This window comes from Streptococcus sp. NSSLK0004, assembly GCF_059039125.1.
On sequence record NZ_CM180142.1, the window covers coordinates 368,706 to 386,271 of the forward strand.

At 41.2% G+C, this 17,566-nt stretch carries 18 protein-coding genes; 10 read left to right on the forward strand and 8 right to left on the reverse strand.

Annotated elements, in window-relative coordinates; genetic code table 11:
• Positions 1-35: 35 nt before the first annotated feature.
• The 4 genes from AC4CS8_RS02000 (at position 36) to trpB (ending at position 4,180) form a co-directional block, all read left to right on the forward strand.
• On the forward strand, positions 36-662 hold the full coding sequence (locus AC4CS8_RS02000; RefSeq protein WP_493893305.1) for a YutD family protein: 627 nt from the start codon (positions 36-38) through the stop codon (positions 660-662).
• A gap of 7 nt (positions 663-669) precedes the next feature.
• Positions 670-1,782 carry a dual-specificity RNA methyltransferase RlmN gene (gene rlmN / locus AC4CS8_RS02005; RefSeq protein WP_493893306.1) on the forward strand — a complete coding sequence of 371 codons (1,113 nt, stop codon included), beginning with the start codon at positions 670-672 and terminating at the stop codon, positions 1,780-1,782.
• The gene (locus tag AC4CS8_RS02010; RefSeq protein ID WP_493893307.1) at positions 1,779-2,303 is read left to right on the forward strand and encodes a VanZ family protein; all 525 of its coding nucleotides are present in this window, start codon (positions 1,779-1,781) and stop codon (positions 2,301-2,303) included. Before rlmN ends, AC4CS8_RS02010 begins: the two co-directional genes overlap by 4 nt.
• Positions 2,304-3,004: 701 nt before the next feature.
• Complete coding sequence (gene trpB, locus AC4CS8_RS02015; RefSeq protein WP_493893308.1) at positions 3,005-4,180, forward strand: tryptophan synthase subunit beta; 1,176 nt, start codon at positions 3,005-3,007, stop codon at positions 4,178-4,180.
• 42 nt (positions 4,181-4,222) lie between these two features.
• Here the strand turns inward: trpB and nadE are convergent, their stop codons facing one another.
• The 4 genes from nadE to AC4CS8_RS02035 are packed head-to-tail and all read right to left on the reverse strand — an operon-like array spanning position 4,223 to position 8,089.
• Positions 4,223-5,047, reverse strand: a complete 825-nt coding sequence (gene nadE, locus AC4CS8_RS02020) for an NAD(+) synthase (protein ID WP_493893309.1) — start codon at positions 5,045-5,047, stop codon at positions 4,223-4,225.
• Positions 5,048-5,059: 12 nt separating this feature from the next.
• The gene (locus tag AC4CS8_RS02025; RefSeq protein ID WP_493893310.1) at positions 5,060-6,520 is read right to left on the reverse strand and encodes a nicotinate phosphoribosyltransferase; all 1,461 of its coding nucleotides are present in this window, start codon (positions 6,518-6,520) and stop codon (positions 5,060-5,062) included.
• Positions 6,521-6,573: 53 nt separating this feature from the next.
• Positions 6,574-7,218, reverse strand: a complete 645-nt coding sequence (locus AC4CS8_RS02030) for a prepilin peptidase (protein WP_493893311.1) — start codon at positions 7,216-7,218, stop codon at positions 6,574-6,576.
• Between the two features lie 52 nt (positions 7,219-7,270).
• Positions 7,271-8,089 (reverse strand): cation diffusion facilitator family transporter, encoded by an 819-nt coding sequence (locus AC4CS8_RS02035; RefSeq protein ID WP_493893312.1) that lies wholly within the window; start codon positions 8,087-8,089, stop codon positions 7,271-7,273.
• Positions 8,090-8,209: 120 nt separating this feature from the next.
• On the opposite strand from AC4CS8_RS02035, the gene AC4CS8_RS02040 reads away from it, so the two are divergent.
• The gene (locus tag AC4CS8_RS02040; protein WP_493893313.1) at positions 8,210-8,728 is read left to right on the forward strand and encodes a TetR/AcrR family transcriptional regulator; all 519 of its coding nucleotides are present in this window, start codon (positions 8,210-8,212) and stop codon (positions 8,726-8,728) included.
• Positions 8,729-8,737: 9 nt separating this feature from the next.
• Entirely contained in the window at positions 8,738-9,292 is a 555-nt protein-coding gene (gene mnmM, locus AC4CS8_RS02045) for a tRNA 5-(aminomethyl)-2-thiouridylate-methyltransferase MnmM (RefSeq protein ID WP_493893314.1), read from the forward strand.
• A 14-nt stretch (positions 9,293-9,306) separates the two neighbouring features.
• Here mnmM and AC4CS8_RS02050 read toward each other — a convergent pair whose 3' ends face one another.
• Positions 9,307-10,086: an ABC transporter ATP-binding protein gene (locus AC4CS8_RS02050; protein ID WP_493893315.1), complete on the reverse strand. Its 780-nt coding sequence runs from the start codon at positions 10,084-10,086 to the stop codon at positions 9,307-9,309.
• 117 nt (positions 10,087-10,203) lie between these two features.
• On the opposite strand from AC4CS8_RS02050, the gene AC4CS8_RS02055 reads away from it, so the two are divergent.
• Together AC4CS8_RS02055 and pflA are read left to right on the forward strand one after the other, a co-directional pair.
• A complete protein-coding gene (locus tag AC4CS8_RS02055) occupies positions 10,204-11,538 on the forward strand; it encodes a hemolysin family protein (protein ID WP_493893316.1) in 1,335 nt (444 codons plus the stop codon).
• 192 nt (positions 11,539-11,730) lie between these two features.
• Positions 11,731-12,522 carry a pyruvate formate-lyase-activating protein gene (pflA, locus tag AC4CS8_RS02060; RefSeq protein WP_493893859.1) on the forward strand — a complete coding sequence of 264 codons (792 nt, stop codon included), beginning with the start codon at positions 11,731-11,733 and terminating at the stop codon, positions 12,520-12,522.
• Positions 12,523-12,597: 75 nt separating this feature from the next.
• Here the strand turns inward: pflA and AC4CS8_RS02065 are convergent, their stop codons facing one another.
• Both AC4CS8_RS02065 and AC4CS8_RS02070 read right to left on the reverse strand, forming a co-directional pair.
• A complete protein-coding gene (locus AC4CS8_RS02065) occupies positions 12,598-13,440 on the reverse strand; it encodes a VOC family protein (protein ID WP_493893317.1) in 843 nt (280 codons plus the stop codon).
• Positions 13,441-13,677: 237 nt separating this feature from the next.
• A complete protein-coding gene (locus tag AC4CS8_RS02070; protein ID WP_493893318.1) occupies positions 13,678-14,217 on the reverse strand; it encodes an NADPH-dependent FMN reductase in 540 nt (179 codons plus the stop codon).
• A gap of 206 nt (positions 14,218-14,423) precedes the next feature.
• Here AC4CS8_RS02070 and AC4CS8_RS02075 point away from each other — a divergent pair, with 206 nt between their 5' ends.
• The gene (locus AC4CS8_RS02075) at positions 14,424-14,771 is read left to right on the forward strand and encodes a winged helix-turn-helix transcriptional regulator (RefSeq protein WP_024378102.1); all 348 of its coding nucleotides are present in this window, start codon (positions 14,424-14,426) and stop codon (positions 14,769-14,771) included.
• A 24-nt stretch (positions 14,772-14,795) separates the two neighbouring features.
• Here the strand turns inward: AC4CS8_RS02075 and AC4CS8_RS02080 are convergent, their stop codons facing one another.
• On the reverse strand, positions 14,796-16,493 hold the full coding sequence (locus AC4CS8_RS02080) for a M3 family oligoendopeptidase (RefSeq protein ID WP_493893319.1): 1,698 nt from the start codon (positions 16,491-16,493) through the stop codon (positions 14,796-14,798).
• A gap of 135 nt (positions 16,494-16,628) precedes the next feature.
• On the opposite strand from AC4CS8_RS02080, the gene AC4CS8_RS02085 reads away from it, so the two are divergent.
• Positions 16,629-17,537: a DMT family transporter gene (locus AC4CS8_RS02085; RefSeq protein ID WP_493893320.1), complete on the forward strand. Its 909-nt coding sequence runs from the start codon at positions 16,629-16,631 to the stop codon at positions 17,535-17,537.
• Positions 17,538-17,566 lie beyond the last annotated feature (29 nt).

The following is a 17,566-nucleotide window of genomic DNA, read 5'->3' on the forward strand; positions in this document are numbered from 1 at the left end:
GTATAATAGATAGATAGCAAAGAGCAGGAGGAAATATGAAGAAAGAAATTTCTCCAGAATTATATAATTACAATAAGTTTCCAGGGCCAAGTTTTGCCCGCATTGGAAATAAGGTTGTGGCAGAAAATATCGAACTGGATTTAGTAGAAAATTACAAAGAAGCATTTGATCAAACTATTTTTGGTCAACGCTTTTCCCGAATTATGCTAAAGTTTGATTATATAGTCGGAGATTGGAGCAATGAGCAATTGCGTCTGAAGGGTTTTTATGAGGACAAGAAAGCTGTTCGGTCAGATTTAAAAATTAGCCGTCTAGATGATTATTTGACAGAGTTTTGCAGTTTTGGGTGTGCCTATTTTGTTTTGGAAAATCCAAATCCGCAGGAAATGCCAGAAGAGCCTGAAAATCGACAACCACGTCGACGCAGAAATCGCAATCGTAATCGTAGTCAAGAACAAAAAGCCACTATCAAAAATCAATCGAGTAAAGAGAAGAATAAAAAACAGTCCCAAAAGGCTGGACGTTTTACTATAAAACAGGATAAGGCAGACAAATCTTTAGCTGAATCGCGAGATAAGGGTAAAAAACAGTTCAATAGCAAAAATAAAAAAGAACAACAGATAACTGAAACCAAGCGTAGTTTTGTCATCCGCCAGAAATAGGAGAAACATGAAACCATCAATTTATGCATTTACACAAGCCAACCTAGTTGACTGGGTATTAGAAAATGGAGAAAAGAAATTCCGTGCGACACAGATTTGGGAATGGCTTTATCGTTCGCGTGTTCAATCATTTGCGGAAATGACGAATTTACCAAAATCTTTGATTGAAAAATTGGAAGAACACTTCGTGGTTAATCCACTTAAACAGCGTATCGTCCAAGAATCTAAAGACGGTACCATCAAGTATCTTTTTGAACTACCAGACGGCATGTTGATCGAAACAGTTCTCATGCGTCAACACTATGGTCTGTCAGTCTGTGTGACAACACAAGTTGGCTGTAATATCGGCTGTACCTTCTGTGCATCAGGTCTTATTCCAAAACAACGTGATTTGAATAGTGGTGAGATTGTCGCTCAGATTATGCTGGTACAGAAGTATTTGGATGAGCGCAATCAAAATGAGCGCGTCAGCCATATCGTTGTCATGGGGATTGGTGAGCCACTTGATAACTACGATAATGTGATGACCTTCTTGCGTGTGGTTAATGATGACAAGGGATTGGCAATCGGTGCACGTCACATCACAGTTTCGACATCTGGTTTAGCACCAAAAATCCGTGAATTTGCACGTGAGGGTGTGCAGGTTAACTTGGCAGTGTCGCTTCATGCGCCAAACAATGATCTTCGGTCAAGTATCATGCGAATCAACCGTCGTTTCCCTATTGAAGTTTTGTTTGAAGCCATTGAAGACTATATAAAAGTGACCAACCGCCGCGTGACTTTTGAGTACATTATGCTCAATGAGGTTAATGATGGGGTCGAACAGGCTCAGGAATTGGCTGATTTGACAAAAAATATTCGCAAATTGTCTTATATAAACTTGATTCCTTACAACCCAGTTAGCGAACATGACCAGTACAGCCGTTCGACTAGAGAACGGACCTTAGCTTTCTTTGATGTCCTGAAGAAAAATGGGGTTAACTGTGTCGTTCGTCAGGAACACGGTACAGATATTGATGCAGCTTGTGGACAGTTGCGTTCCAATACGCTAAAGAAAGACCGTGAAAAAGCGCGTGCTCGTATTGCAGCTGCTAAGGCTAAGGCAGGTATCCGAGCATGAAAAAAATCTTCCAAGCAGATGGAAATCTGACAACGTTAGGAAGAAAAATTTGTATAACTCTAGCTGGGGCTTATGCTCTGGCTATTGTTTTACTTTGTTTCCTACCTCAGACTTGGTACCCCAAGTATAAGACATTTTCCACACCAGGTATTGTCCAAATCGGTCGGCTCTACCTTTTACCCACGCCTTTCAACAGTATTGTCAATGGTGATAAGATGGACAGTCTGGCAGATCAGGGCTGGATATTCTTGCAGAATATTACCAATATTTTTCTTCTTTTCCCCCTAGTTTTTCTTCATTTATTCCTTCGTGAAGAATGGCGGAGCCTTCGAGCGGTTATTCGGTATAGTTTTTGTATGAGCCTCTTTATAGAGTGCACGCAACTCCTGTTAGACCTGCTGATAGATGCAGGACGTGTTTTTGAAGTCGATGACCTCTGGACCAATACTTTAGGAGGTATTCTTGCATATTGTCTATATCGTCACTTCCACGACTTTATCGTCAGAAATAAGAATGGATAATGATTGAATTGTTCAGATTTTTTAGAAAATTTCAAAAAAACACTTGACAATATTTAGTAGGTGCCGTATAATCTTTTTTAATCAGAAGAAGTAGTAAAATAAAAGTCTTCAGGGAGCCTGTGGTGCTGAGAACAGGTGGCGGAGTTTTATGAAATGGGCTGATGTGCATTGTTTGTGGTCTGAGCTAACGAAAGTTTCAGCCAAAACAATCAAACAAATGAACTTAAAACAATGATAGTTCGGTCCGCACACCTTACAGTGCAACTCCTTGTTAGAGGAGATGAGATATGGGAGGATTCTAGACAATTCCCATAAGTGAGGTGGCACCGTGTCATTGACGCCCTCGCAGGTTGTTTTTCCTGCGGGGGCTTTTTCTATAGTCATTCAGTTTATCTTTTATTACGTCGACGAATGAGGAAACTTCGTTTCCATATTTCCAACTTCAAATAATTTCATCATTATTTGAACTCGCTTTGCCGTACTTCAGTACAGCCTGCAGCTTTTGATGTGAACTTGGTTCACTTTATCTCCAACCTCTAACTGTCTCCCAGACAGTTAGAGCGAGTACTAAAAGTAAACTGAAAGACTATTATCTAAACGAGGTAATCAAGATGAAACGATGGCGTAGCAAATATTGAAATGAATGATTGATGTAGTTAATGAAAAAATTCAACAAGATGAAAATAGAAAGAGGAATAGATATGGCAGAAAAAGGTTATTTTGGACAGTTTGGTGGTAGCTTTGTACCTGAGCAAATTCAGGTTTTGTTGGATCAGTTAGAAGAAACATTTGAACAATATCGCAATGATCCGGAGTTTATTGCGGAATATCAAGGGTATTTGAAAGATTATGCTGGTCGTGAAACGCCACTTTACTTTGCAGAATCATTGACAAAAGAATTGGGTGGAGCGAAAATCTATCTCAAACGAGAAGATTTGAACCACTTAGGCTCCCATAAACTCAATAATGTTTTAGGTCAAATTCTTTTGGCCAAACGTATGGGAAAAACTCGCGTGATTGCAGAAACAGGTGCTGGTCAACATGGCGTGGCAACAGCAGCGGTTGCAGCCCGTTTTGGTTTGGGCTGTGATGTCTATATGGGGGCAGAAGATGTTAACCGCCAACGCTTGAATGTTTTCCGTATGGAGATGATGGGAGCACGTGTTCACGCTGTGACAGAAGGGACCCAGACCTTGAAAGAAGCGGTAGATGCGGCATTTGGCGCATGGATGGCCGACTTGGATGCCTTTTATGTGCTAGGTTCAGCAGTTGGTCCTCATCCGTATCCCACTATTGTTCATGAATTTCAAAAGATTATCAGTGTGGAATCTCGCTGTCAGATTTTAGAAAAAGAGGGGCGTTTGCCTGATTATGTCATTGCCTGTGTCGGAGGCGGTTCCAATGCCATTGGAGCATTTTCTCAATATTTGCCTGATGAGTCGGTTGGATTGATTGGCGTAGAAGCTGCTGGTAAGGGTGTTGATACAGAGTTGCACGCGGCGACCATGACCAAGGGAACGGTTGGTGTAGTTGATGGAATGAAGACTATTTCACTCTTTGATGAAAATGGTGGAGTAGCACCTGTTTATTCTATTTCGGCAGGTTTGGACTACCCAGGTGTTGGTCCTGAACATGCCCACTACAAGGAGACTGGTCGTGTTAATTATGTGGCAGCAACTGATGATGAGGCGGTCAATGCCTTATTGACCTTGAGTCGTACAGAAGGTATTCTTCCTGCTATTGAGTCTTCTCATGCCATTGCAGAGGCCCTCCGTTTAGCGCCACAGCTTGATAAAGATAAGATTATTATTATCAATGTTTCCGGTCGTGGAGACAAGGATGTAGCAGCGATTGCGGATTACTTGGAAAGTAAATAAATAGAACCCCCTGACGGTTAACAATCGTCAGGGGGTGTGTGCTTATTTCCAAAAGTCATCAAAAATAGTAATAGGTAGATGGCGTTTGTGTGCTGTCTTATTCCACCAGCCTTCGATAATGGTTTTGGCTTGAGTGTCTATGATTTTACCTTCTAGGTAGTCGTCAATTTGGTCGTAGGTAACACCGAGGGCTACTTCGTCAGCGAGACCTGGTTTGTCTTCTTCCAAGTCTGCAGTAGGAACTTTGAGGTAGAGTTTTTCATCCGCCCCAAGTTCAGCTAGAAGCTGTTTTCCTTGACGTTTGTTGAGTCGGAAAAGGGGAAGAATATCTGCTCCGCCATCACCGTGCTTGGTGAAGAAACCAGTAATATTTTCTGCAGCATGGTCGGTACCAATCACCGCCCCCTTGCGTTCGCCTGCAACGGCGTATTGGGCAATCATGCGCATGCGGGCTTTAGCATTTCCCTTATTAAAATCAGACATAGACAGCCTATTGGCATTAACGGCTGCAACCATGGCATCTGTTGAGTCTTTGATATTGATGGTTAGGCTGACATCGGGCTGAATGAAGGCTAGGGCAGCTTGGGCATCGGATTCGTCAGCTTGAATTCCGTAAGGCAGGCGAATGGCGATAAATTGATAGCTATCATCTCCAGTCTCAGCTCGCATTTCTTCCATGGTCAGCTGGGCCAAACGACCTGCTAAGGTTGAGTCTTGACCACCAGAAATTCCTAAGACGTATGTCTTTAAAAAGGGATGTTTTTTCATGTAATCTTTGAGGAAGTCAATAGAGCGACGAATTTCTTCTTTAGGATCAATAGTAGGTTTGACACCCAACTCTTTGATGATTGCTTCTTGTAGGGTCATAATGTACCTTTCTTAGATGGATTTTTCCTGACTTTGCTCACGGATTTGTTTGATAATCTCCATCTTGTTGTCCCAGACATCTTGAGCTAAGTCAACTGGATAGAGTTGAGGGTTGAGAACTCGTTTGTATTCATCCCAAAGTTTATCAAACTCTTGATTGGCATAGGCTTGAATTTCTGCCAAGCTTGGCAGCTCATAAACTTGTTTACCGTCTTCAAAAATTGGAACGAGTAGGGGGCGGGCTTCAAAATTTTCCACAGTCTTGTTGATGTAGGTATAGGTCGGATGGAACATATAGATACTGTCCATTTGGCTGACATCAGTATCGGCAAAAGTGATGTAGTCACCCTCGGATTTACCTTTTTCTTTGGAGGTAATCCGCCATACTTGTTTTTTACCTGGAGTAGACACTTTTTCAACGTTTGAAGATAGTTTGATGGTATCGCGCATTTTTCCATGCTCATCTTCTATGGATACAATCTTATAAACGGCTCCCAAAGCAGGTTGATCGTAAGCTGTAATCAGTTTGGTACCAACTCCCCAGACATCAATTTTTGCCTTTTGCATTTTAAGGTTGAGGATGGTATTTTCATCCAGGTCATTGGAGGCGTAGATTTTTGCTTCCGTAAAGCCAGCTTCATCCAACTGTTGACGGACTTTTTTGGAAATATAGGCCATGTCACCTGAGTCGATGCGTACTCCCTTAAAGTTAATCTTATCTCCCATTTCCTTGGCAACTTTAATGGCAGCAGGAACACCAATACGTAGAGTATCATATGTGTCGACTAGAAAGACACAATCGCGATGAGTTTCGGCATAGGCCTTGAAAGCCTTATAATCATCACCGTAAGCTTGTACGAGAGAATGGGCATGGGTACCAGCTACAGGAATGCCAAAAATCTTTCCAGCTCTGACATTGGAAGTGGCAGAAGCACCACCGATAAAGGCTGCGCGTGTTCCCCAAATAGCAGCGTCCAATTCTTGAGCACGACGTGTGCCAAATTCCATCAACGTCTCATCTTCAATGACTGCTTTGATACGACGGGCCTTGGTGGCAATCAAGGTCTGGTAATTGACGATATTGAGAATAGCTGTTTCAATCAATTGGCATTGGGCAAGCGGCCCCTCGATTTGCATAATTGGCTCATTGGCATAGACTAAGTCACCTTCCTTGGCAGAGCGAACGGTTAAATTCATTTCCAGGTTTGCCAAATAATCAAGGAATTCCTTTGGATAGCCTAATTCAGTCAGATAGTCAATATCTGTCTGGTTAAAGCTAAGGTCGTTGAGGTATTCTACCACACGTTCCAAACCAGCAAAGACAGCGTAGCCATTTTTGAATGGTTGTGAGCGAAAATAGACTTCAAATACAGCCTGTTTATTGTGGATATTTTGTTTGAAGTAAACCTGCATCATGTTAATCTGGTAGAGGTCAGTATGTAGGGTTAAACTGTCATCTGTAAAAACTGTCATAGCTCTCTCCTTTATCATCTCCATTATATCAAAAAAATCGAGCTTGGCTCGATTTAGAGGGTGATATTGATAATTAGACTGGCCAAAAATAGAAAAGGAATATAAGGAAGGGATTTGGGTTTAAAGATGAAAAAGATTGCCAGTCCTAAGATGGAACTAATCTGAATAATCCAGAGAATTTCCGTAAAACCAAATAGGAGAGAAAGGCTGGCTAGATAGAGGAAATCGCCCGACCCAATATTGAGTTGCCATTTTTCAGTCAGATAGGCCAAGACCAAAAAGCCACAGAAGAGCCAATTGAGCTGGGAGAGGATTAAAGCGAGAAAGGTAAACATCAGCCAGACAAGAAAAGGATATTCCTGATGTTTGATGTCATAAATGGTCAAGACCAGCCCTGCCAAGATGAGAATGGTTTGAGTTATGGTTAGGATTTGAAAATGGCAGAGCAAAACGACTAGACCAGATAAGAACTCTAGTCCTAGGTACCAGTAAGGTATCTTCGCTTTGCAATAACGGCATTTGGATTTTGTAGAAAGCTGGGAGAGAATGGGAATCAAATCCCAGGCTTTCAGCTGTCGTTTGCAGGCATTACAGTGACTAGATGGGGCGATAATGGACTGTTCAGGGAAACGGTCGATGACCAATCCCAGAAAGGAGCCGATAGAAGCTCCAAGGAAAAATAGGATAATTGTCTTCATACCTATTAATTCGCAAATGGGTGAAAGAATGTAAAGTTTTTTTAAAAATTTTTTACAAAATTTCGATGGTCGTTTGGACAATGCCAAAGGTGATCAGAGAATTCCGTATTTTTGCTTTGGTCTTGTCTGCTACAGCAGGATTTGTCAGTTTGACCGTCACAGTCGCACAATGTTCATATCCATCCATGGTCCAGACATTTAGTTGAGTGATTTCACGAATGTTTTCAAGAGCCATGAGGATTCCTTTAACTTCTTCAAGATTTACGCCTTGCGGACTTGTTTCAAGTAGAATCTTGATATTATCCCATGCTTTCGGAAGAGCTTGGTAGAGAATGAAGGACGAAATACCGAGCGAGAGTAATGGGTCGAGAAAGTACCAATCAGTGAATTGGAGAATAATGGAAACTAGAATAACTGCCAGCCATCCCAAAATATCCTCTAAAAAGTGCAAACTGAGAATAGCTTCATTATGGCTATGACCATCTTTTACCATCTTAGATGCGACAAGATTGATAATGATAGCGATGATTCCAAGCACTAGCATCCCATCTTGATTGACAGGTTGAGGATGAAAGAGATTTGGAATATTTTCGACAAGAATCAAGCTAGAACCGATAATCAGGATGCTAGAAGTTAAGAGAGCGGCCACAATGTTCCATCTTTTGTAGCCAAATGGATAGAGCTTATCAGCAGGTTTATTGGCATATTTTTGCATTACAGCAGAGCTTCCGATAGCAAGAGCATCACCTAAATCATGGACAGCATCTGATAAGATGGCGCTGGAACCAAAGAGCCAGCCAAAGATAAATTCGATGATGGAAAAGCTGAGATTGAGGAGAAAAGCGATAAAGCTACGTTTACTAGATGACATGACAATCCCTTTCTGTGTTATACTGTTTATAGGTTTATTATGCTATGGATAAACACAAAAAACTAGAAACAAGAGGGACAGTTTGTGTTTTTCTGAACAAATTGTTTGAAATGTACGAAAATGGATAGACGAATTGCAAAGACGAAGAAAGCTATTTTTCAGGCCTTTTTGAGCTTATTAAACGAAAAAGGCTATGATGACATGCGCGTGCAAGATGTCATTGATTTGGCGGATGTTGGTCGTTCAACCTTTTATGCCCATTATGCCAGTAAAGAAGCTTTATTAGAGGAACTTTGTCATGACCTGTTTCATCATTTGTTTACAGGTCGTGAAGATGCGGATGTGCGAGTTTTGTTGGCGCATATTTTCAAACACTTTCGGACCAATCAAGACCGAGTGGCCAGCCTTTTATTATCTCGTAATGCCTATTTTCTAAGAGAATTGGAAGCAGAACTAAAACACGATATTTTTCCAAAAGTTTTGGAAGATTATATGCAGGACAAACGCAATCTTCCAGAGGATTTACTAGTGCATTTTGTCCTGACGACCTTTGTGGAAACAGTCAGCTGGTGGTTGCAACAACGCAAAAAGGTGGACGAAACCACCTTGACAGATTATTATTTAAGATTATTAGCTTAAGGAGAGATAATGCTTAGACCCCTACACATGGCACACGCCTTTTTAGATGAGATTTTGACAGACCAGGACTTAGCGGTCGATGCGACCATGGGAAATGGACATGATACTTTATTTTTAGCCCAGCGAGCAGGAAAAGTAGTGGCCTTTGATATTCAGGAACAAGCCCTGACCGCAACGGCTGAAAAACTGGAAAAAGCTGGTTTGACCAACGCCCAATTAGTTTTGACAGGACACGAAAACCTGGATCAATATGTGGATGAATGCAAGGCTGCCATTTTCAATCTGGGCTATTTACCTTCGGCGGATAAATCAGTCATTACCCTGCCTGCAACCACCCTTCAAGCTGTCGAAAAAGTTCTTGACAGACTGGTAGTTGGCGGTCGTTTGGCCATCATGATTTACTATGGTCATGAAGGTGGTGCAGTTGAGAAGGATGCGGTCTTAGACTTTGTCAGCCAGCTAGACCAGACCGTCTTTACAGCCATGCTCTACAAACCGCTCAACCAAGTCAATACCCCACCATTTTTGGTCATGATAGAACGGTTAAAATCCAGCTCAAACTAGGGCTGGATTTGATTTTATAATATCGGCTTAATAAACAATCTTCCCTCGCCCAAGTCAATCAACTCCACCTGATTGCCATAAAAATCGCTGAGGAGCTCAGGTGTTAAGATGTCTTGTTTTGGGCCCTGAGCCAAGACCTTGCCATCTTTGAGAAGAAGGACATGGGTAAAGTTGTCCGTGATTTCTTCAGCATGATGGGTCACATAGATAATGGCAGGAGCAGTAGGGAGTTGGCAGATGTAGTCAATGTGATGGAGCAAGCGTTCACGAGCCAGTAGGTCCAAACCAACGGTTGCTTCGTCTAAAATCAAAATAGCAGGCTCTTCCATGAGGCTGCGGGCGATGAGCAGGAGTTGGCGTTCACCTTGGGACAAACTAGCGTAGGTCCGTCCAATCAAGTGATCAGCTTTGATGGTGTTTAGCATGTCTATGGCTTGATCCAATTCTGTTTGACCATATTCACGGTAGAGGATAGACGACTTATATTTTCCAGTTAGGACAATTTGTTCTGCCGTCAAATCGATTGGAAAACGTTCGGCTAAAAAAGAGCCTACGACCCCAATCTTGGTACGCAGGCTAGGAATATCTCCTTTGCCAAATTCAACGTCCAAGACAGTCAAGTCCCCAGAGGTCTTCCAAAATTCTGCCATCAGAATGCGAAGGAGAGTCGATTTACCAGCACCATTTAGTCCTAAAATGGCCCAACGCTCACCTTTTCGAAATTCCCAATTGATATCTTTTAATAGATACTTCCCCTGTCTTTTGTAGGACAAATGATTCATCGATAATATCATAGTACATTCCTTGTCTATTGAAAATACTTACAATGAAGATTTTCGGTATTCCATTTACCACAATTTTTTATTTGTGGTATAATGGAACTATTATATCATTTTTTATAGGAGAACATCATGGAAGACCCTGGTAGTCAGACCATTTACTTACAACTATTAATTTTATTCTTATTGACTCTGTTCAATGCATTCTTTTCGGCTTCTGAAATGGCGCTTGTTTCCCTCAATCGTTCACGAGTAGAGCAAAAGGCGGCAGATGGCGAGAAGAAATATATTCGTTTGCTTTCAGTTTTAGAAAATCCAAACAATTTTCTATCAACCATCCAAGTCGGAATTACCTTTATCTCCATTCTTTCTGGTGCCAGCTTGGCTAATGATTTAGGTCAGGTTTTTGCTAAATGGATGGGAAATTCTTCAACAGCTCAAACAGCAGGCTACTGGTTGGCCTTGGCTATGTTGACCTTTGTTTCAATCGTTCTTGGTGAATTGTATCCGAAGCGGATTGCCATGAATATGAAGGAAAATCTGGCGGTAGCTACTGCACCAGTCATCATCTTTTTAGGAAAAATCGTTAGTCCATTTGTTTGGTTATTATCAGCTGCGACAAATTTAATTAGTCGAATCACCCCAATGAATTTTGATGATGCAGATGAGCAGATGACAAGGGATGAAATTGAATATATTCTGACCAAGAGTGAGCAGACTTTGGATGCGGAAGAAATTGAAATGTTACAAGGTGTCTTCTCTTTAGATGAGCTAATGGCACGTGAAGTGATGGTTCCACGTACAGATGCTTTTATGGTAAATATTGAAGATGATATAGAAACCATTATGGCTGCCATTTTGAAACAGAATTTTTCACGAATTCCAGTCTATGATGGCGATAAGGACAATATCATTGGTCTGATTCATACCAAGAAAATCTTGTCAGAAGCTTTCAGTAATGGTTTTGATAATCTTAATATCCGTCGCATTATGCAGGAACCACTCTTTGTTCCCGAAACGATTTTTGTAGATGATTTACTGACATCTTTACGTAATACTCAGAATCAGATGGCCATCTTGTTAGATGAGTATGGTGGAGTTGCGGGTCTCGTTACCTTGGAAGATTTGCTGGAAGAAATCGTCGGTGAAATTGATGATGAAACGGATAAGACAGAGATTTTTGTTCGTGAAATTGCTGACAATACTTACATTGTTCAGGGTAATATGACACTCAACGACTTCAATGAGCATTTTGATACGGAACTGGAAAGCGATGATGTAGACACGATTGCTGGTTATTATTTGACAGGTGTAGGTACTATTCCAAGTCAAGAAGAAAAAATGATTTTTGAAGTAGACAGTAAGAATCATCATCTAGTCTTTATTAACGATAAGGTTAAAAATGGTCGGGTGACGAAGTTAAAAATATTAATTACTCCGCTTGAAGAAGATGAATCGGATGAATAAGCGATAACCAGTTACCATTTGGCGGCTGGTTTTTTATATGTGTTAGGAGAACAGGGGTAATACAGCTTGTCAATAGTACACTCATGAATACAGGTAGAATATAATAGCTATCTTCATAAAAATAGTGGTCTTCAATGATAGTAGCGTTTACATTTTTGTGTTATACTAATCTTATCAAATGATGAGGATGAGATAATGACAGAGGTTGATTATAAAAATGTAACAGGTTTGGTACATTCAACAGAGAGTTTTGGTTCAGTAGATGGTCCAGGTGTGCGCTTTGTTGTCTTTATGCAGGGGTGCCACATGCGTTGTCAGTACTGCCATAATCCTGATACTTGGGATTTGGTCAATCCGGCAGCGACGGAACGTACTGCAGAAGATGTGCTCAATGAAGCTTTACGATTCCGTATGTTTTGGGGTAAGGAAGGCGGAATTACAGTTTCTGGTGGTGAAGCTACTATTCAGATTGATTTTTTGATTGCTCTTTTTACCTTGGCCAAAGAAAAAGGCATCCACACGACACTGGATACTTGTGCGCTGACCTTCCGTTCAACCGAGCGGTATTTGGAAAAATACAATCGCTTGATGGAAGTGACAGATTTAGTGCTGTTGGATATTAAAGAAATTAATCCGGACCAGCATCGGATTGTTACAGGGCATAGCAATAAAACGATTCTGGAGTGTGCTCGTTATCTTTCTGATATTGGTAAACCTGTTTGGATTCGTCATGTTTTGGTGCCTGGATTGACTGACCGTGATGATGACTTGGTTGAATTGGGAAAATTTGTTAAAACCTTGAACAATGTAGAACGTTTTGAAGTCTTGCCTTACCATAATCTTGGTGAATTTAAGTGGCGTGAGTTGGGGAGACCTTATCCACTAGAAGGGACTAAGCCACCGACAAAAGCACGTGTTGAAAATGCAAAAGCCTTGATGGAAACAGAGTCTTATCAGGATTACTTGAATCGCATTAAAGGCTAGTGTTTGATAAAAACTTAAAGACTAAAAAAAGACTTACAGATGAGTTCGGTTGAACTTACAGTAAGTCTTTTTCGCTTATTTTAGGAGTATTTGTGTTTTGATACCGTCTATATCAACAAAGGCTGCGCTATTGTCTAATCTGTGAAGATTTAGGTTTGCAGCAATGGCACGATTCAAGGTTGCTTCAAAAGCTTCTGGATTGGAATAGATGACAGTATAGTAGGCAAGTCCTGGCATGCCTTCATGTCTGGTTTTCAGATTTTTTCCTCCCCATTCATTGACAGCTAGGTGGTGGTGGTAGTCGCCAGAAGCTAACCAGGATGCAGATGGAACGGTGAAATTATCTCTGACAGCTAGAACTTCTTGGTAAAATTTGCTAGAAGCAGCGCTTTCTCGAACAGAAAGGTGAACATGCCCCATACGACTGCCAGCAGGCATCTGATAGGTTGCGTCAGCTTTTTTCCCTAAAGCATAAATCGCTTCTGCGTCCATAGGTTCGGTCTTTCCGATGATGCGACCGTCTGGGCGAACATCCCATGCATCTTGTGGCAGATCACGGTAAACTTCGATGCCATTGCCTTCGGTGTCGGCTAGGTAAATGGCTTCGCTGTAACCGTGGTCGCTGGCGCCTTGGAGGGGAATCTTATTGTCGATAAAGTGACGGAAAATGGTGCCCAAGTCCTCACGGCTAGGTAGGACAATAGCCAAGTGGTAGAGACCGTAGCTGTGGCTGACTTCGCCTTTCTGCTCTGTTTGAATCAGGCGGACAAGGGTGGTTTTTCCAACACCAAGGTCAATCTGGTTCGGGCTTTGGGAGAGGACTTGGAGCCCCAAGACTTGTTGGTAAAAGAGACTTTGGAGTTCAAGATCACGGACGTTGAGGGCAACATGGCCCAGTTCAAATTGGGAATTGTACATAGGAATACCTAGCTTTCTAATTTGGCTTGAATAAATTCATAAGGTAAATAAATGATCGTATAATCATTATAATACATACGAACTATTTTGCAAGTACGTAATTTTTGGATAGTCACTATCTTAAGGTGAAGTTTTGTATCATATCAAGGGAGAATTCGATTGATTTTCAAAAAAACTAGAACCGAAGTTCTAGTTAGTGTTGGTTATTCAATCTTAATTTTGTAAAGAAAGTTTGTGTTAAGCTTCCAACAATGCTTTTGCTTGTGCTTGCAAACCAGCAATAGCTTCCTCTGACAATACCAACTGTCCAGTTCCCCATGCTTCTGGGTTTACAGTTGTACCTGTAAATTCACCTACAACTTGCATACGAACAAAAGGTAATAGAGCTTGGTAAGCAGTAAACAGTTGGTCATGACCAGCGCTGGCAACAGATGATACGGTAACGATTTTGTCTTGAAGGGCAGATGGACCACGAGTATCTGACAAGTCAAGGGCACGGCTGAGCCAGTCAATCAAGTTTTTCACAGTACCTGGGATAGCAAAGTTGTAAACGGGTGAGAAAATCCAGATGGCATCTGCTGCCATAATGGCATCGCGTGCAGCTTGGACTGTTGGCAAGACAGGTGTCTCAAGGTCTTGGTTCATCAATGGGACATCTTTGTAATCAAGGTAGCTTACAGTAGCTTGACCTTCTAAAATGCTTTCTGCTTGTTTAGCCATTTGGTGGTTAAATGAACCTTCACGCAATGAACCGACGATAAATAAGATGTTCTTCATTTGTTTTTCTTCCTTCTTTGTAAAGATTTTTTTGAAAGTTGAGATAAGAGACATATGTCCTCCTCTTAAGAAAATTCTTTCCTACTTTCGTAGTTTATGGTATTATTGTAACAGGTACAAAAAATAATACAAGTACGTTTTTTTAGAATAGTCGCTATTTATTTATGAAGTAATGCGTCGTATCAAGAAAAAAAGAAAGGGTAAATATGCCAACATTTACATCTCATACTGTTCCAGAGTGCCCTTATGTGGCTACTCAAAGTGTATTATCAGGGAAATGGAGTATGTTATTGCTCCATCATATCGAAGAAGGACCGATTCGGTTCAATGAATTGCATCGTCGATTAACAGGGATTTCCCAAGCAACCTTGACCAAGCAACTCCGACAATTAGAAGAATATGGATTGATTACGCGTAAAGTCTATGCACAAGTTCCGCCAAAGGTCGAGTATGAACTGAGCGAGATTGGGCAGGAATTTAAAATGGTCTTGGAGCAAATCGAAACTTTTGGGGAAAAATACATCAACTTTGTCAAATCAAAAAAATCTGAATGAGCTGTTCATTCAGATTTTTGCGTTTTATAGTTCGTCATCCTTAACTGCATCTAACCAATCGGCAGCAGCTTTTGCGGTGCTTTCAAGGGCACCTTCTTTGAATGGTGATTGGAGGTTTGCGGCTTCAACCACTTGTAAGAAGGATTTTGTTCCTCCCAAGTCACAGATACGGATGTAGTCTTCCCAAGCCTTTTCATCCTGGTCCACCTGTGTGCGTTTCCAGAATTGGAGGGCACAAACTTGAGCCAATGTATAGTCGATGTAGTAGAATGGGCTAGCAAAGATGTGTCCTTGACGGAACCAGAAGATACCGCGGCTGAGGGCTTCAGATTCAGAGTAGTCACGATCTGGCAGATATTGAGTCTGTAAGCGAGCCCAAGTCGCCTTGCGTTCTGCTGGTGTCATTTCTGGATGCTCGTAGACTTCGTGCTGGAAGTGGTCCACCAAGACACCGTAAGGCAAGAAGAGAAGGGTGCCAGCCAGGTGACTGAATTTGTACTTATCGACTTGTTCTTTGAAGAAGCGGTCCATCCAAGGCCAAGTCATAAATTCCATAGACATGGAATGAATTTCACAGGTTTCATAGGTTGGCCAGACAACTTCTGGACTTTGGATCCAACGTGAACGATAAACTTGGAAGGCGTGACCTGCTTCGTGGGTCAAGACATCAATATCTCCACTTGTACCATTAAAGTTCGAGAAGATAAACGGACTCTTGAAATCTGGGATATAAGTACAATAGCCACCACTGTCTTTACCTGTTTTTGCGACCAAATCAAGCAATTCGTGTTCTACCATGAAGTCGAAGAATTCGCCTGTTTCAGCAGATAGTTCACGGTACATTTCTTGTGCTTGACCGACGATAAAATCAGGGTCACCTTGAGGAACAGCGTTTCCATCTAAGAATTCCAGATTAAGATCATAGTATTTTAAGCTTGGAACTTGTAGGCGTTTGGCTTGGCGGTCACGTAGGTTTTGGACGATTGGAACGATGTGTTTTAGGATTTCTTCACGGTAAACCTTAACCATATCACGATTGTAGTCAAAACGGTTCATCTTGAGATAACCATATTCAACGTAATCTTTAAAACCAAGCGTCCGAGCAATTTCGGTGCGGACTTTTACCAATTCATCATAGACACGGTCGAAGTCTGCTTCTTTTTCTACAAAATAAGCAGTGCTGGCTTCAGATGCCGCTTTACGAATCTCACGATCTGTGGACTGACCGAATGGACTAAGTTGAGAAAGATTGTAGGTCTTTCCTTGGAAGTCGATAGCCGCACCAGCAATCAGTTGACTGTATTCATCAGATAATTCATTTTCCTTTTGCAAGAGTGGAATGATGTCAGATGAGAAAGTTTTGAGTTTGTTTTCAGCTAGTTTAAAGAAAGTTTCTGGTAGGATATCTGCCAATTCGTTCCTGTAAGGAGTTTGAACGACAACACGATAGTAATTGGTGGTTAGTTCTTCGAATAATGGAGAATATTCATTCCAAAACTTCGTTTCTTCATTGTAAAATTCATCATTCATATCAATCGAATGACGGATTAACCAAAGATTATATTGCGTATCAACAAGACTAAGAAGTTTGGTAATATCTAGAATAATAGCTTTTGTTTCTTCAAGAGTGGTAGCAACGGCTAGGTCAGCAGTCAAGCGAGTAAAATCTACTTTAATAGCTGCATAATCTGGACGGGCATAGGTATAGTCTGAAAATTTCATATGTTTCTCCTTTTACATTGTTACTTTCTATCTTACTCTTTTTGAAAACGTTTGGCAAATTTTGGTGGTCATTTTTGGCCTTGTTCTCTGTTGCTTGGTATGTTATACTCTAGTTCGGTATCGAAAGGAGAGCAGATGTCAGAAAAAGCAAAAGGAACCCTTATTACCCTGATTGCGGGGATTGCCTGGGGTTTGTCAGGTGTTAGTGGTCAATATTTAATGGATAGAGGTGTATCAGTGGATGTGCTTACTTCAGTGCGTTTATTGGTATCGGGAGTTTTTTTGGTTGGACTAGCTTATTTGACAGCCAAGAAACAATTAGTCACGGTCTTGAAAAGTACAAAAGCACTGTTGGGGATTTTTGTTTTTGCGATGTTTGGCTTAGTTCTCAATCAGATGGCCTATCTACAAGCTATTTATCATACAAACGCAGGTACGGCTACAGTTCTTCAGTATCTCTGTCCGGTTTTAGTTTTGGCTTACACCTGCCTGAAAAATAAGGAGAAGCCATCAGGAATTGAGTTGATTTCAATTGTTTTGGCTATTGTAGGAACATTTTTAATTGCGACCCATGGTAAAATAGATGAATTGGCGGTGACCCCTATCGGTTTATTTTGGGGAATTTTCTCTGCTTTTACTTATGCACTCTATATTATTTTACCTGGAAGGTTGATTCGCCAATACGGTAGCATAGTGGTAATTGGCCTGGGAATGCTGATGGGTGGTTTTGTAGTGACGTTTGGTTTGCAAACTTGGCAATATAATCTCTCTTTTGATGGTGGAATTTTCTTAGGGTTATCAGGCATTGTTGGGGTAGGAACAATCTTTGCTTATACCGCTTTTCTTAAAGGAGTCAGTATGGTGGGGCCTGTCAATGGAAGTCTTTTAGCTTCTATCGAACCTATCGCCTCAGTATTTTTTGCGGTTTTGTTAGTCAATGAACGCTTTTTTCTGATTGACATCGCTGGTATGATACTGATTTTGGTTGCTGTACTCTTGATTTCTCTCAAAGATTTACAAGTAAACAAGCGGAGCATTGGCTAATGCTCCGTTATTTGTTATAATAAAAGAAA

Bases quoted from the DNA above. Each gene is read 5' to 3' on its own strand.
- AC4CS8_RS02000 (WP_493893305.1), top strand. From the start codon at position 36: ATGAAGAAAGAAATTTCTCCAGAATTATATAATTACAATAAGTTTCCA.
- rlmN (WP_493893306.1), top strand. From the start codon at position 670: ATGAAACCATCAATTTATGCATTTACACAAGCCAACCTAGTTGACTGG.
- AC4CS8_RS02010 (WP_493893307.1), top strand. From the start codon at position 1,779: ATGAAAAAAATCTTCCAAGCAGATGGAAATCTGACAACGTTAGGAAGA.
- trpB (WP_493893308.1), top strand. From the start codon at position 3,005: ATGGCAGAAAAAGGTTATTTTGGACAGTTTGGTGGTAGCTTTGTACCT.
- nadE (WP_493893309.1), bottom strand. From the start codon at position 5,047: ATGACCCTACAAGAAGCAATCATCAAAGAGTTGGGTGTCAAACCTACT.
- AC4CS8_RS02025 (WP_493893310.1), bottom strand. From the start codon at position 6,520: ATGACAGTTTTTACAGATGACAGTTTAACCCTACATACTGACCTCTAC.
- AC4CS8_RS02030 (WP_493893311.1), bottom strand. From the start codon at position 7,218: ATGAAGACAATTATCCTATTTTTCCTTGGAGCTTCTATCGGCTCCTTT.
- AC4CS8_RS02035 (WP_493893312.1), bottom strand. From the start codon at position 8,089: ATGTCATCTAGTAAACGTAGCTTTATCGCTTTTCTCCTCAATCTCAGC.
- AC4CS8_RS02040 (WP_493893313.1), top strand. From the start codon at position 8,210: ATGGATAGACGAATTGCAAAGACGAAGAAAGCTATTTTTCAGGCCTTT.
- mnmM (WP_493893314.1), top strand. From the start codon at position 8,738: ATGCTTAGACCCCTACACATGGCACACGCCTTTTTAGATGAGATTTTG.
- AC4CS8_RS02050 (WP_493893315.1), bottom strand. From the start codon at position 10,086: ATGATATTATCGATGAATCATTTGTCCTACAAAAGACAGGGGAAGTAT.
- AC4CS8_RS02055 (WP_493893316.1), top strand. From the start codon at position 10,204: ATGGAAGACCCTGGTAGTCAGACCATTTACTTACAACTATTAATTTTA.
- AC4CS8_RS02065 (WP_493893317.1), bottom strand. From the start codon at position 13,440: ATGTACAATTCCCAATTTGAACTGGGCCATGTTGCCCTCAACGTCCGT.
- AC4CS8_RS02070 (WP_493893318.1), bottom strand. From the start codon at position 14,217: ATGAAGAACATCTTATTTATCGTCGGTTCATTGCGTGAAGGTTCATTT.
- AC4CS8_RS02075 (WP_024378102.1), top strand. From the start codon at position 14,424: ATGCCAACATTTACATCTCATACTGTTCCAGAGTGCCCTTATGTGGCT.
- AC4CS8_RS02080 (WP_493893319.1), bottom strand. From the start codon at position 16,493: ATGAAATTTTCAGACTATACCTATGCCCGTCCAGATTATGCAGCTATT.
- AC4CS8_RS02085 (WP_493893320.1), top strand. From the start codon at position 16,629: ATGTCAGAAAAAGCAAAAGGAACCCTTATTACCCTGATTGCGGGGATT.